This is a genomic window from Arthrobacter sp. MP_M4 (assembly GCF_035984855.1).
Classification (GTDB): Bacteria; Actinomycetota; Actinomycetes; order Actinomycetales; family Micrococcaceae; genus Arthrobacter.
On sequence record NZ_JAXCHX010000001.1, the window covers coordinates 499,436 to 512,440 of the forward strand.

At 63.2% G+C, this 13,005-nt stretch carries 18 protein-coding genes; 10 read left to right on the forward strand and 8 right to left on the reverse strand.

Annotation, left to right across the window (positions count from 1 at the left end; all coding sequences use genetic code 11):
* The first annotated feature begins 24 nt into the window (after positions 1–24).
* From RCH15_RS02450 to RCH15_RS02460, 3 genes are all read left to right on the forward strand, one after another.
* Positions 25–429, forward strand: a complete 405-nt coding sequence (locus RCH15_RS02450) for a hypothetical protein (RefSeq protein ID WP_326957733.1) — start codon at positions 25–27, stop codon at positions 427–429.
* The gene (locus RCH15_RS02455) at positions 327–608 is read left to right on the forward strand and encodes a hypothetical protein (RefSeq protein ID WP_326957660.1); all 282 of its coding nucleotides are present in this window, start codon (positions 327–329) and stop codon (positions 606–608) included. The genes RCH15_RS02450 and RCH15_RS02455 overlap by 103 nt, the downstream gene beginning before the upstream one ends.
* Before the next feature lie 242 nt (positions 609–850).
* Positions 851–1,237 carry a hypothetical protein gene (locus tag RCH15_RS02460; protein WP_326957662.1) on the forward strand — a complete coding sequence of 129 codons (387 nt, stop codon included), beginning with the start codon at positions 851–853 and terminating at the stop codon, positions 1,235–1,237.
* Between the two features lie 263 nt (positions 1,238–1,500).
* Here the strand turns inward: RCH15_RS02460 and RCH15_RS02465 are convergent, their stop codons facing one another.
* Together RCH15_RS02465 and RCH15_RS02470 are read right to left on the reverse strand one after the other, a co-directional pair.
* On the reverse strand, positions 1,501–1,986 hold the full coding sequence (locus RCH15_RS02465) for a GNAT family N-acetyltransferase (RefSeq protein WP_326957729.1): 486 nt from the start codon (positions 1,984–1,986) through the stop codon (positions 1,501–1,503).
* Positions 1,987–2,262: 276 nt separating this feature from the next.
* Positions 2,263–2,868 (reverse strand): cysteine hydrolase family protein, encoded by a 606-nt coding sequence (locus RCH15_RS02470; protein ID WP_326957664.1) that lies wholly within the window; start codon positions 2,866–2,868, stop codon positions 2,263–2,265.
* 181 nt (positions 2,869–3,049) lie between these two features.
* On the opposite strand from RCH15_RS02470, the gene RCH15_RS02475 reads away from it, so the two are divergent.
* Positions 3,050–3,586: an NADPH-dependent FMN reductase gene (locus RCH15_RS02475; protein ID WP_326957666.1), complete on the forward strand. Its 537-nt coding sequence runs from the start codon at positions 3,050–3,052 to the stop codon at positions 3,584–3,586.
* A 221-nt stretch (positions 3,587–3,807) separates the two neighbouring features.
* Here RCH15_RS02475 and RCH15_RS02480 read toward each other — a convergent pair whose 3' ends face one another.
* The 3 genes from RCH15_RS02480 to RCH15_RS02490 form a co-directional block, all read right to left on the reverse strand.
* A complete protein-coding gene (locus tag RCH15_RS02480; RefSeq protein ID WP_326957668.1) occupies positions 3,808–4,152 on the reverse strand; it encodes a metallophosphoesterase family protein in 345 nt (114 codons plus the stop codon).
* Complete coding sequence (locus tag RCH15_RS19070; RefSeq protein ID WP_442784499.1) at positions 4,085–4,450, reverse strand: metallophosphoesterase family protein; 366 nt, start codon at positions 4,448–4,450, stop codon at positions 4,085–4,087. The genes RCH15_RS02480 and RCH15_RS19070 overlap by 68 nt, the downstream gene beginning before the upstream one ends.
* Positions 4,451–4,658: 208 nt before the next feature.
* Positions 4,659–5,615, reverse strand: a complete 957-nt coding sequence (locus tag RCH15_RS02490; RefSeq protein WP_326957672.1) for a GlxA family transcriptional regulator — start codon at positions 5,613–5,615, stop codon at positions 4,659–4,661.
* Between the two features lie 85 nt (positions 5,616–5,700).
* On the opposite strand from RCH15_RS02490, the gene RCH15_RS02495 reads away from it, so the two are divergent.
* The 6 genes from RCH15_RS02495 to RCH15_RS02520 all read left to right on the forward strand — a co-directional run bounded on the left by RCH15_RS02495 (position 5,701) and on the right by RCH15_RS02520 (position 9,567).
* Positions 5,701–6,351 (forward strand): cysteine hydrolase family protein, encoded by a 651-nt coding sequence (locus RCH15_RS02495; protein ID WP_326957674.1) that lies wholly within the window; start codon positions 5,701–5,703, stop codon positions 6,349–6,351.
* 264 nt (positions 6,352–6,615) lie between these two features.
* A complete protein-coding gene (locus tag RCH15_RS02500) occupies positions 6,616–8,121 on the forward strand; it encodes an amino acid permease (RefSeq protein WP_326957676.1) in 1,506 nt (501 codons plus the stop codon).
* 308 nt (positions 8,122–8,429) lie between these two features.
* Positions 8,430–8,735, forward strand: a complete 306-nt coding sequence (locus RCH15_RS02505) for a helix-turn-helix domain-containing protein (protein ID WP_326957678.1) — start codon at positions 8,430–8,432, stop codon at positions 8,733–8,735.
* 39 nt (positions 8,736–8,774) lie between these two features.
* A complete protein-coding gene (locus RCH15_RS02510; RefSeq protein ID WP_232085228.1) occupies positions 8,775–9,035 on the forward strand; it encodes an IS3 family transposase in 261 nt (86 codons plus the stop codon).
* Between the two features lie 72 nt (positions 9,036–9,107).
* On the forward strand, positions 9,108–9,257 hold the full coding sequence (locus RCH15_RS02515; RefSeq protein ID WP_326957684.1) for a hypothetical protein: 150 nt from the start codon (positions 9,108–9,110) through the stop codon (positions 9,255–9,257).
* Positions 9,258–9,432: 175 nt separating this feature from the next.
* The gene (locus tag RCH15_RS02520) at positions 9,433–9,567 is read left to right on the forward strand and encodes an IS3 family transposase (protein WP_326957731.1); all 135 of its coding nucleotides are present in this window, start codon (positions 9,433–9,435) and stop codon (positions 9,565–9,567) included.
* Between the two features lie 201 nt (positions 9,568–9,768).
* Here RCH15_RS02520 and RCH15_RS02525 read toward each other — a convergent pair whose 3' ends face one another.
* From RCH15_RS02525 to RCH15_RS02535, 3 genes are read right to left on the reverse strand one after another with little or no spacing between them, the layout of a single operon-like run.
* A complete protein-coding gene (locus tag RCH15_RS02525) occupies positions 9,769–11,037 on the reverse strand; it encodes an MFS transporter (RefSeq protein WP_326957686.1) in 1,269 nt (422 codons plus the stop codon).
* Positions 11,038–11,040: 3 nt separating this feature from the next.
* A complete protein-coding gene (locus RCH15_RS02530; protein WP_232085225.1) occupies positions 11,041–11,274 on the reverse strand; it encodes a hypothetical protein in 234 nt (77 codons plus the stop codon).
* Positions 11,275–11,316: 42 nt separating this feature from the next.
* Positions 11,317–12,693: an FAD-dependent oxidoreductase gene (locus tag RCH15_RS02535; protein ID WP_326957689.1), complete on the reverse strand. Its 1,377-nt coding sequence runs from the start codon at positions 12,691–12,693 to the stop codon at positions 11,317–11,319.
* Positions 12,694–13,005 lie beyond the last annotated feature (312 nt).

The following is a 13,005-nucleotide window of genomic DNA, read 5'->3' on the forward strand; positions in this document are numbered from 1 at the left end:
TTCGAGTAAGCGCACAGAGGAGAGATGAACATGGATGGCGGAACGGCCAGGGGCCTGAAATCGGGAAGAATCGAACCGCTCGGAACGACCGCCAAGGGCGCCGTCCTGAATGGGCGCGACACCCCGGATCGGGAGGGCGTTTTGCGGATTCTGGGCGAACACCTCGCTGACTTGTACGCGACCTCCCCACTGGAAAGCCTCCACGCCCTTGATCCCGCGGCGCTGGCCGGACCCAGCATCGGCTTCTGGACCGCGCGGGAGGACTCGCGGCTGTTGGGCCGCGCGGCGCTGAAGCACCTGGCCCCGGCGACGTTGAGATCAAGTCGATGCGCACCGCGAATGCAGCTCGCGGGCGCGGCGGTGCCTCGGCGCTGCTCCGCCGCCTCCTGGCGGAGGCCCGGCACAACGACTACCGGCGGTTGTACCTGAAGACGGGAGGTCAGGATTTTTCCGCGCCGCCCGGCGGCTGTATGAACGGCACGGCTTCACGGACTACCCGCCGTTCGCCGGCTACATGCCCGACCCCAAGGGCGTCTCATGATCCTTCGGCACGACGCGGGGTAGTCTGCGCGAAAACTGGCCGCGGGCGCTGCCTAGCGGCCGGATAAGGACCGAATTCCAGGCCTTCGTCAGGTCCGCGGACGGAGCGGCGTGGTCGCTGTCCTCCGCCTACTGGGAAAGCTGGGGTCCGGTGGTCCTGGAATGACAATGCGCGGCCGGGGGTGCCGTGCCTCTGGTCATCTTTGGGGCAGGATGTGCCCCAGAGGGGTCGCATCACGGAGAGCCCCACAGGCCCGGAAAGAAACGCGCCCCATAAATTGCTTGGCACCGGACAAGAGGATGGATTTAGATGCCGTTGGATCAGCTTTTCGCAATACTCGCATGCGCACTTCTGGCTGGCCTGGCCGTCTTTCAGGTCGTGCTTATCGCCGGAGCTCCGCTGGGCAGGGCGGCGTGGGGCGGTCAACACCGCGTCCTCCCCGCAAAACTGAGAATCGGGAGCGCCGTATCCATAGCCGTGTATGCGCTCTTCGCGTATGCGGCGCTGGCCAAGGTTGGCCTGGTCCCGGTGTTGGTCAGCGAATCTTTTACGGCAATCACCATGTGGGTGATGACGGCATACTTCGTGCTCGGCGTCCTCATGAACGGGATCTCCCGCAGCAAACCCGAACGCCTAATCATGACCCCCACCACGTTCGCGCTGGCGGCCCTCTACCTCATCCTTGCGTTCCATTGATCTCCCCAACAATGGGGCGGTAGGACCGGCAGAGGGGTCGGCGTCTATTGACGCTCGAGGCCGACGTCGATGAGCCGCGCCACTGCATCGGGGTGCGTCAATGGGGGTGGTGGCCGGCGCCATCGATCACGTGGATGGGCACCGGATGCCCGTCGCGCCCAATCACGGCGGCGCGCTCCTTGTGCTCGAGCGTGGGAGCTCTTGTCGGCTGCGGGACGTCAGTTTTCGCCGGTGATTTGAGGGGGGCCGGGACGCGCCGGCGTTCAAATGGTGGGGGAGCGGCGCTCAATCAGTATGGTGTCGCGCCACTGTCCGGTAAGCGGCCCGTGGGTCATCCTGGCGATACGCTGCCTGCGCCCGATGACGACATAGCCGTTTGCGAGGTGGAGTCTGAGGCTGGCTTCGTTTTCGGGGAAGACACTGGCCTGGATGGTCCAGATCCCGTCACCCTCTGTGGAGTCTGCCAAGGCCTGCAGCAGCGCTGCGCCCAGGCCTTGCCGGCGTGCAACGGCTGCGATGTAGACAGAGTGTTCGACCGCACCCGAGTACGCGGGGCGGGCCGAGACGGGGGAGACGGCGGCCCAGCCAACGACCCTGCCTTCAGCGGTTTCGGCGACGAGCCGGTGGCCGGGCAGTCTCGAGGTGTTGAACTGCTCCCAGCCGGGCGTTTCTGATTCGAAGGTGGCGTGGCCGGTGGCGATGCCTTCACGGTAGATCCGTTGCACGGCCGGCCAGTCGCCGTCGCACATGGAACGGATCGTGGCCGCGGACGCTTCCAGCGCGGTCACAAGTTGCTCAATCAAAAGCACGCTGACGGCCTGCGCCGCCGGGCCATCAACGGAGACATGTATCAGAGGGTCTGAAAATCCTTCTGTTTCGTTGCCCATTGAGATGGACTCACTTTCGTCGAAGGCGGGATCGTGATTGAGACGCGTCGTCGGATTGAGCCGTCTCCGGAAAAGCCGCCGAAGGTGTTGCTCAATACCGATAGAGGAGCGTTGAACGGACAGTCCCGTCCGTTCCGGCTACTGCGCGGTGGCTGCGAGTTGCGGTACCTGTTCGAGCAAGCCGGCGGTGGTCACTACCGTGGCGAACTCCCCGTGTAGATTCACCCCGGTTATCCGGGACAGGGAAGCTGCGGCGACGTTCTCACCGTCCAGGGCAGTGCGGTCGAAGGTGTGGGTGGCATCCAGGGGGAAGAACACCCCGTAGCCGAGGTTGCCCCCGACTCGGGCGGTGGTCTCGCAACAGTGGTTGGTGGTGATTCCGCAGACGACGAGTTCCTCGATGCCGTTTTCCTGCAGCCAGGCGTGTAGATCGGGAGTGCCGTGAAAGCTAGAGTTGACGCTCTTGCGCACCAAGAGATCCGGGGTGCCAGTGATGATGTTCTTGAACGCGTTGCCTGGGTTGTCCGGGTGCAGGGGCGAGGACGGGGCGGTGGAGTCGTGGCGTACGAAAACGATGGGGCGGCTGGTTTCTCGCCACCGCGTCAGCAGGGCGGCGATGTTTGCCTCGCAGGAGGGGTTATCGCGCGGACCCCAGGAGGCGGCGTCATCGAAGGCCCTTTGGGCGTCGACGATCACCAGCGCGGCGCGGGGATCAAGGGTGAGGGGCGAGGAAGAAGTATTCACATTCGCGATTCTACTATACGATCGTCCGTATAATTATCCACGCAGATTATCGCCCTCCCGGCTTGGGTGAAGCTGTGCGTTGAGGCCATTCATGCTCGGGTACCCGTATGCTCCTCACTACGTATGCCCTGGTGCCGGTCAAAAGCCGGGACGTTGAACTTGAAGATTCTAAGGACGAGACGTGGTTCATTCAATCCTGCTGATCTGTGGGAGTGTCAGGGTCGGTTCCATCAACGCGGCGGTCATCGCGACCGTTGCCGATCTGGTGAGGACCCCATTAGCCACCGATACTTACAACGGACTAGGTGGTCGTCCGCATTTCAATCCGGACCTGGATCACGATGCCCTCCCGGTGGAGGTCGCAGAACTGCGGGCGGCAATTCGAGATGCGTCTGCACTGCTGGTCAGCACTCCCGAATATGCTGGGGCGATGCCTGGTGCCCTCAAGAATCTGCTGGAGTGGACGATAGGCGGCGCCGAGATTTCAGATAAGCCAACAGGGTGGATCAATCCATCGACAACCCCCCTCAGGGCGGAAAAGACATATGCTTCGCTGGCGACCGTTCTGGGGTATACGGGTGCGACCCTGATAGATGGCGCCTGCGTCGACGTCCCCGTACCCAGGCAATCCATCGATGAACATGGACTAGTCCGCGACGAACTGATTCGTCGATCGATGTCCGGAGCCATCGCGGCGCTCACCCAGGCCATCGTCTAGAAGCTCCCGGCAACGGACGACGGGCCGCGATCACTCATTCTTCGGATCGGCCTTTGGCTGATGACCAAGTAGACGGAAGGGCGGCGCGGCGACACCCGAGTGGTGAGCCGTCATCTGGACGGTGGTTCCTAAACGCGGCCGGCGCGGAGGGCTCGGGCAACGTCAAATCGGGCACAGCCTTCCACCGCTATAGCTGCCAATTCCCAGTCGTAGACGACCCCTTAAATCTCGGCAAGCCACCGACCTGACGAGTCCTCCGCGATTGCGTATCTGGCGTGTGGGGTGCCGGATTCCATTAGGTGTGGAAAGAGTGCGTCGTCGTCATAGACGGGCCATCCGACGCTTCCGGGATTCAAGACGAGCGCGCCCGTGGAGAGCCTCATCGACCGCTGAATGTGGGTATGGCCGCAGAGCGGGAGTTTCCTCTCCGACTCGTCTCCCAGACGATCCATGACTTCTCTCTCGGTCGCGGGCCGCACCCCATCTGGGTCAACCTTCTCAAGCAAGTAGGTGAGGCCATCGGTGGGCGAGCCATGGAATGCGAGGACGTCCTTGGAAATCTCCAACGGCGAGGGCAAGGATTCGAACCAGTCCGAGTTCGGCTGTCATTGCGTCGCGGGCGAGGCGGTCCGCCAGGCCCACTTTGTCCGGGGAATCCGTGAGGACCTGACGCTCATGATTGCCCCGGACGGTTGGCAGATCCAGGGGGATGAGTCGATCCGCCGTCTCTTTCGGTTGGAGTACGCCCGATAGGATGTCGGCCAGATTCACGGTGAGATCGACGTCGCGGGCAGGCAGATCAGCCAGGTCAGCGTTCAGGGCGCGCTGGTTTCCATGAACATCCGAGATAACCGAAATTCGCATTCGCCATTTTTGTCCGTTTTGCTATGCGCGCTGGGCGTCCGCAAAGTGCACACAAGCCCGTTGAATATGCCAGCATTCCTTTCGCGCATAGGGTCTGTCGCGATGAATCGAATGAAGGACGGCATCCGACACCAAAGTGGCCGCATCCACGTCCTGTGATTCCTCTGCGTGAAGAATCCCTTCACGGCTGTGGGCGCCGGGCGGGATCCTAGCTTCGCATCTGAAACGCTCGGCGATATTCCATCGGCGCCACACCTTTGACGTCCCGGAATCGCTGGCGAAAAGTCACCGGCGTCGCGTACCCAACGGCCCTGGCAATCTCCGCTATGGACGCGTCGCTTTCTTCCAGCAGCTGGCTGGCCTCGTCGATGCGCCAGTTCATCACCCATTGATGGGGCGTCGTTCCAGTTTCGGCCATAAACCGTCGAGCGAATGTGCGCTCCGACATGCATGCGTTCCGGGCAAACTCTGCCACCGTCCGCGTTCGGCGGGGGTCGGCCGCCAATAACGACCGAACCACATCCGAGGCTTCCCCGTCGGGTTCTTTCACGGCCACGGGGGAACGCACAAATTGTGCTTGCCCCCCCGCCCGATGGGGCGCCATGACCATCGATCTCGCTACCGCCGTTGCCGCTTGCCCGCCGCAGAGCATTCTTATGAGGTGGATGCTCAGGTCGATTCCCGCAGCGACGCCGGCAGAGGTCCATACGCGGTTGTTGCCGACGAAGAGCACCGACGGGTCAACGTGGACTTCGGGGTAACGTGCAGCCAGTGCGCTGGTTAGTCCCCAGTGGGTCGTTGCGGTCTCATCATTCAATAGGCCTGTTTCTGCCAAGACAAACGCACCCGAGCAGAGGGACGCGATAACGGCGCCGCGGCGGTGCGCTTCCGTGATCGCTCGCAGATACTTGGCGTCCGGGACCACGCTGGAGTTGCCCAGGCCTGGGATCAGGACGACGTCGGCCGTCTCAGCCCAAGCCAAGGGTGCGTCCGCGGCACAAAGGGCTCCTTCGGTAAGCGGAACGAGGCCGGTTTCGTCGGAACAGCGGCGGAGATCGATGGCCAGGGGCGGCGAAGAAAGGCGTTCTGGTGACCATGTTTCGGTGATGATGGCAACATCAAACAGCCGGGCGCCTGGAAGCAGGAGAAGGGCGACGGAGAGCATGAGATCAGTATATGGCTGGAAACAATCGGACAATGCCATGACTGCCACTCACCTGTGGCGAATGAGCGCAGGCAGAGTATTACCCATGAATACAGCTGATTTGCATAATGCTACTCACACAAACGCAGTGCACACATCGGCGCAGAGGTCGCTGGCCAGCAGCTGTGATCTCCGACTGTCAACCAATGCGGCACTCATCGTCATCGACGTGCAACAGACTTTTGATGATCACAGCTACTGGGGAGAACGAGACAACCCTGACGCTGAAAAGAACATCCTCCGCCTGGTCGAACGCTGGCAAGAACGTGGGCTTCCCTTCGTCATGGTGACACACACGTCCGAGCGTCGTGAATCAACGTTTCACCCGGGCCGGAGTAGTTCCCAACTCAAACCATTCTTGGCTGGCGTCCAACCGACTTTGGCCGTCACCAAGACAGTAAATTCCTCATTCTATGGGTCACCCGACCTTGCTGACTGGCTCACCACCAGCGGCATTAAGGAAGTCGTCCTTTGCGGAATACAAACCAACATGTGCGTCGAGACCACGGCACGCATGTCCGACAACCTGGGATTCAGCACGGTTGTTGCCATCGACGCTTGCCATACTTTTGACCTTCTAGGTCCAGACGGTGTGGTGATGAAAGCGGCGGACCTATCTAAGGTCACAGCGACCAACTTGTGGGGTGGAGACTTTGCCGCCGTCGTGACGACCCAAACGATCCTTGAGAGTTTCTAGGGCAAGCTATCGCGCGCTGTCTATACACGCTAACCAATGGCCACAGCCGCAACGCGCCCTGAGGCCTCCGCCGGGAGCGCCACGGAACATCACCGCCCGTCCGGGCCACCTGCGCGGGCCGTAGCGAAGTCTGGGACCACGAAATACCCGCCCTAAGCTTGATTTACCCGCCAAAACTGTTATCTCCGTCACGCCTTGACGGATCCGTGCGGCCCGCACTGCGCCCCCGCCCGCTGCGACCGCCTGTGACAAGGAAGAAGCCTCATGTCTGAACGCACCACCTCGGCCGCTCCGGCCATTTCTGAATCTGACACTGCCGCCCCCACCCACGGTGACTCCGGCGCCGGGAACCGCGAACCGCACCTCGCTCGTGCCCTCGGCAACCGTCACATCCAATTGCTCGCCATCGGTGGAGCAATTGGCACCGGCCTGTTCATGGGGTCCGGCAAGACCATCTCGCTGGCCGGGCCGTCCGTCATCTTCGTCTACATGATCATCGGCTTCATGCTGTTTTTCGTGATGCGTGCGATGGGCGAAATTCTGCTCTCCAACCTGAACTACAAATCCTTCAGTGACTTCGCCGGCGATCTGCTCGGCCCCTGGGCCAGCTTCTTCACCGGCTGGTCCTACTGGTTCTTCTGGGCGGTCACTGGCGTGGCGGACATCGTCGCCATTGCCGGATACGTGGACAAGCTTGCGCCCGGCACGCCCCTGTGGATCCCGGCACTGCTCACCCCCGTGGTTCTGATCCTCCTGAACCTTCCCACCGTGAAGGCGTTCGGTGAAGCGGAGTTCTGGTTTGCCATCATCAAAGTGGTCGCCATCGTGGCCCTGATCATCACCGGCGCGGTTATGATCGCCACCCACTTCACGTCCCCGAACGGCGCGGAAGCCAACCTGGCCAACATGTGGAACGACGGCGGCATGTTCCCGCACGGCATGTTCGGCTTCGTCCTCGGCTTCCAAATCGCCATCTTCGCGTTCGCCGGGATCGAACTGGTGGGTACCGCCGCCGCCGAAACCAAGGACCCGGAGAAGAACCTGCCGCGGGCCATCAATTCCATCCCGGTCCGTGTCCTCCTCTTCTACGTGGGTGCCCTGGTGGTCATCATGGCTGTCAATCCGTGGCGCACCATCGACCCCGCGAGCAGCCCGTTCATCGGCATGTTCACGCTGGCCGGGCTGGGGATCGCAGCAGTGGTCATCAACCTTGTGGTCCTGACCTCCGCCGCCTCCAGCGCGAACTCCGGAATCTACTCAACGTCCCGGATGGTTTACGGCCTCGCCCAGGACGGGAATGCGCCCAAGGCATTCGGAAAGCTCAGCACCCGTAAGGTACCGCAGAACGCGCTGCTGTTCTCCTGCATCTTTCTGCTGGCCGGTCTCATCCTGCTCTATTCCGGCGACTCCGTGATCGGCGCGTTCACGATCGTCACTTCCGTGGCGTCCGTGCTGACCATGTTTGTGTGGTCCATGATCCTGATCAGCTACATCGCCTTCCGCCGCCGCCGGCCGCCCTTGCACGAGGCTTCGGCCTTCAAGATGCCCGGCTCCGCTTTCATGCCGTACATGGTGCTCGCGTTCTTCGTCTTCATGCTGATGGCTCTGGCGCAGGCCGATGACACCCGCATGGCACTCTTCGTGACCCCCGTGTGGTTCCTGCTGCTGGGTGCGGCCTGGCACTTCAACCGGAAAACCCCGCTCCAGCAGGCCCGGATTGTGGAATGGAAGGCCGTCCGCTCACAGGAGGAGGTCCGCGCGGCGGCCTGATCCTAGCGCTGCGACAAAGGAGCGCTGATACAAGGTGAGCTGATGCAAGAGGAGCCCCGGCCGGATCTGAACTGCTCCCCGAAAGTTGGACTGAGAAATCAGTTCTGACTCTCGGGGAGCAGTCTTATGCATGCACGGAGTTCGTTTTCGGAGGATCAGCGCGAGGCCGCTGTAGCGTGGTTTGAGAAGGGCATCGCGGATAGCGCGGCCGCGAGGTACTGGGCGTGTCTTGTGGACCGGTAAGGCTTCTCTATCGGCGATGGAAGATCCATGGTCGAGGAGCGCTGGGGCCAAGCCAACGGAAAAAGGTGTACTCGTTCGAATTCAAGCTCGCATTGGTCGAACCCTTCATCGCGGGTGAGACTGCCCCGGATCTCGCGGCGGAGGTTGGCCTGTCCTCGCCCGGGTTACTAAAAAGGTGGGCGCGTGAGTATCGCCGTGAAAGCCCGGATGCTTTGCGTCCCAAGCCTAAAGGCAGACCCAGGGCACCCGATGCCCCGCCGGCCGTGGAGATACCCGAGCTGGAGCGGTTGCGGCTGGAGAACGAACGGCTGCTGGCGGAAGTGGCTTACGTGGGAACATGGCGGGCCTTGAGTGCGCAAGAACGGCGGTGAGGCCTCAAGGCTGACTTTCCTCTCCCGGTTCTGCTGCAGGTGGCCGGTCTTGCCCGGTCGACGTTTTTCTATCACCAGACCCGCCTCCAGGCCCCTGATCCGGAAGAGGCGATCAAGGCGGCGGTCACGGAAAGTTTCCAGAAGAACCATGGCCGGTACGGGCACCGGCGCATCCACCCCGAGATGCACAAGCAAGGGTGGACGGTCGCGAAGACGACCGTGCTGAAGCTGATGCGTTCCCTGCGGCTCGTCTGCAAAGTCCGGCGGAAGAAGCGTTACAACTCCTACCAGAGCGAGTAGGGCAGGGTCGCCCAGAACGGAGTGAACCGGGAGTTCGAAGCTGACGCCCTGAACCGGAATTGGGTAACGGATGTGACTGAATTCAGCCTCGTTGACCGGAATCTCTACCCCCCACCAGTCATGGACCTCTTCGACCGGCAGATCATCTCCTACTCCATTGGGACGTCGCCGAACCTGGAGCTCACCACCACCTCACTGCGCAAGGTGCCGGCCGCGCTCTAGGGCGGGCAGCAACCGCCCCTGCATTCGGACCAGGGCTTCCGGTACCAGCACGTCTCGTCGCGGAACCTTCTGCAAGGCACCGGTGCGATCCAGCCGATGTCACACAAGGGCAACTGCTACGAAAACGCCGTGATGGAGAACTTCCTCGGCCACCTCAAGGAAGAGCTCTTCCCGTATCCGGTTCCTCAGCACCGACGTGCTGGCAGCCCAGCTGAAGGAATACATCCGCTGGTACATCACCGAACTGATCTCGACAAAGCTGGAGGGCCTGAGCCCGGTGCAATACCGGACTCAGGCTCTCGCGGCTTAGGGTCTTACTTGGCCAGTCCAATACTCGGGGACCAGTTCAATCCTCCGGCCGGGGCACCTTGTCGTGCTGCTGCTGTGCCGTGGTGGTGCTGATATGCATGGAGACAGTATCCGATGCGGACCAGCGAATCGACACATAGCCGGTAGGTCAGGAATCTCAGATTCTGTTCGAGGCAGCTGCGAACGTCGTGGCGGAAGCCGATCAGGTGCAATGGGCACTTCCACCCGGCTCCGAGTGCGATTGGTCCGTCAAACCATCTTTCATCTGACTTTTAGGGCCTCTGGAGACGTGCGTGGCTGCGATGAGTGCAGCGGTTCCGGTGACGGCCGCCATGGCGTAGGTCATGGAGGTGTAGCTGCCGAGCCAGGTTGCGATTACTGAGCCGGCTGCCGGGGCGAGGGCGGCGGCGGCAGTGATGGGTGCGGCGAAGCTTCCCTGCAGGGTGCCGAGGCTCGTTGTTCCCCACCGGTCGGCCACGATCGTGGCCTGCAGTAGTGTCTGGCACCCGCGGACGGCACCGGCGAGCATGCCGGCGGCGACCAGCATGGGTGCCGGTCCTGGCAGGAGAGCCAGCACGAGGATGGCACCCGTGGCGGTTCCGGTGATGACAGATATACGTGCAGTGGCCGGGATGGTCGCGAAGAGCAGGCCGCCGCCGACCTCTCCTGCTCCTACAAGTCCAAAGCCGAGCGCGGCCGTGGTGTAGTCGGCGCCCTTTTCCATCAGCACAGGGATGATGTTCAGCGTCACGGTGTAGAGACCGAGGCAGAGCAGGACCATCAAGGCCTGCAGGCCGATGAATGCAGGGCTGCGACGGACGGCTCCGAGCTCTGTCCTATCGGTGGCGATAAGGTCCCGGTGCGGAGCTGAGGTCCATGATCGGTTGAGGTAACGGGCGTGCAGTGGAATTGTAATGACACCGAGCAGGCCGGCGAGAACCAGAAAAGCGGCCCGCCAGCCAATGCTGTTGCTGAGGGCTGCGGTAAGGGGGGCGAAGATGGTGGAGGCGAATCCTGCGGTGAGGGTCAGGACGGTGAGGGGCCGGATGCGGGCGGGTCCGTACCAGCGGCTGATCATCGTGAACGCCGGCTGGAATAGCACCGCGGCCTGCGCGATGCCGGCGACCAGCCAGGCCGCATAGAACACAGGCAGGCTCGGTGCCAGTCCCACCACGACCAGGGCCAGCACGCCGGTGACGGAGCCTGCGACAATGAGGTTGCGCGGCCCGGTCCGGTCCAGAACACGGCCAACGAGAATACCGGCGGCGGCGGAGACGAACAGCGCGGCCGAGAAGGCTCCGGTGACGAGAGCGGGGTCCCAGCCCGTGTCCATGCTGATCGGGTGAACCGCGGCGGGCAGGGCGTAGTAGAGGATGCCCCCTCCGGTGGTCTGGGTAATACACAGCGCGGCCAGTCCGCCGCGCGGTGCACCCTCCGCGACCAGTGTCCGGGATATCTCCGGGGCAGTCATTTCCTAATTCCCCGTCAGCAGTGCATACAGCTTCTGGACCCGGCCCTTAATGTCGTCCCGGACCCGACGCATGCGATCCATGCCTTCGATGCCGCGACCGGAGGGCGCGCCCGTATCCCAGACGTCACGATCCCAGACGTCACGGCGGGTGCCATCGCCTGGAGCGACTTTCGCCTCGTTGCCAGGGTCGATGACGACATCGACCGCGTACAGGATGTCGTCGTGGTCTTCCGTCATCTCAGCACTCCAGGGACGTGGTTCATGGAAGGGAAGTCCGGTTCAGTTGTGGTCGCCGGAGCGACCATGCGACAGCCCGGTGGGGAAGCCGACGAGCATCGGCTCGGGAGCGGCGCAGCACGAGGACTCGGATGCGACGGCGGCGGCTGCCGGGACGTCGCAGCTGGTGCCGGCGTCGGAGGAGCAGACGCCGGTTTCGGGGAGTTCGAGCTGGACGGTGTCCGCGGCCTCGCGGTCCCCGGCCAGGGCGGCGGCCACGGAGCGGACCTGCTCGTAGCCGGTGGCGAGCAGGAAGGTCGGCGCCCGGCCGTAGGACTTCATGCCGACGATGTAGAAGTCCTTGTCCGGGTGAGCGAGCAATGCTGCGCCGTGCGGGGGGACTGTGCCGCAGGAGTGGAACTCCGGGTCGATCAGCGGGCCGAGTTCGGTGGGGGCCTCCACGGCCGGGTCCAGGTTCAGCCGGAGTTCCCGGAGGATGTCCAGGTCCGGGCGGAACCCGGTGCAGGGAACTACGACGTCGGCCTCGAGGGTCCGGCCGTCCACGGATCCAACGGTGACGTGCGAGGCGAGGGATTTCAGCGAGCTGATGCCGAAGCCGGTGTGCAGTTCGATGGTTCCTGCCTCGACGAGGCGGCGCAGGCGGGCGCCGAGTTGGCCGCGGGCGGGCAGTCCGTCCATATCCCCTCCGCCGTAGACCTTCGAGGCGGACTCGCCGCGGACCGTCCAGAGGATCCGGGTGCCCGGTTCTTCCTTGGCGAGGTCGGCGAGGTTGATCAGGGTGTTGGCGGCGGAGTGCCCGGCGCCGACCACCAGGACACGGCGGCCGGCAAACGCCGCACGGTCACGGCCCGTGACATCCGGCAGGGGCGAGGAAATCCGGTCCGCGGCGGTGTCTTCGCCGATGGCGGGAAGCCCGGAGGTTCCCAGCGGGTTGCGGGTGGACCAGGTACCGGAGGCGTCAATGACCCCGGCCACGGCGTGGTCGCGGGTTTCTCCGTCCGCGTGCTCGACCCGGACGATGAACGGTGTGTTCTCGCGGTAGCGGGTGTGGGTCTTGTCCATCCCGGCGCGGGTCACGGCGATGACCCTGGCGCCGGTCTGCAGCTGCGAGCTGATGGCCGGGAGCGCGGCCAGCGGGGTCAGGTACTGGTCGATGAGTTCCCCGCCGAAGGGAAGGGCCGTGGGCCCGGGTGATTCCCAGCCGGAGGCTGCGAGCAGGCGGACGGCGGCGGCATCGACGTTGTACTGCCACGGCGAAAACAGCCGGATGTGGCGCCACTGCTCGATCGCGGCGCCCGCGGAGGGCCCCGCTTCGAAGATCAGTGGTTCCAGGCCGCGTTCGATCAGGTGGGCCGCGGCGGCCAGGCCGATCGGGCCGGCGCCGATCACGGCAACGGGAAGGCTCTTTGTCGAATCCATGGTTTCCTCTGTTTCATCCGTAGGTGTGGCCGTTCTTACTGCGGGTGCCTGCCGCAACCCGGGTCACTGCTGTAGTCGGTATCCATTCAGCTCGCCTCTGTCCGCGTTCGATGTCAGCCAGGCCTCCCGGGGCTCGGTAGGGTTATTTGGCGACCGGCGTGAGCGACGCGATCAGGGGGCGAAGCTGGATGGGTGATATGCGAGCCGCCAATTCAACTATACGGACGATCGTACAGTAAAATTATTGTGAAGTGAACAAAGAGAGGTCAACATGGATGGCAGAACGGCCAGAGGCCTGAAATCGAGAAAAAT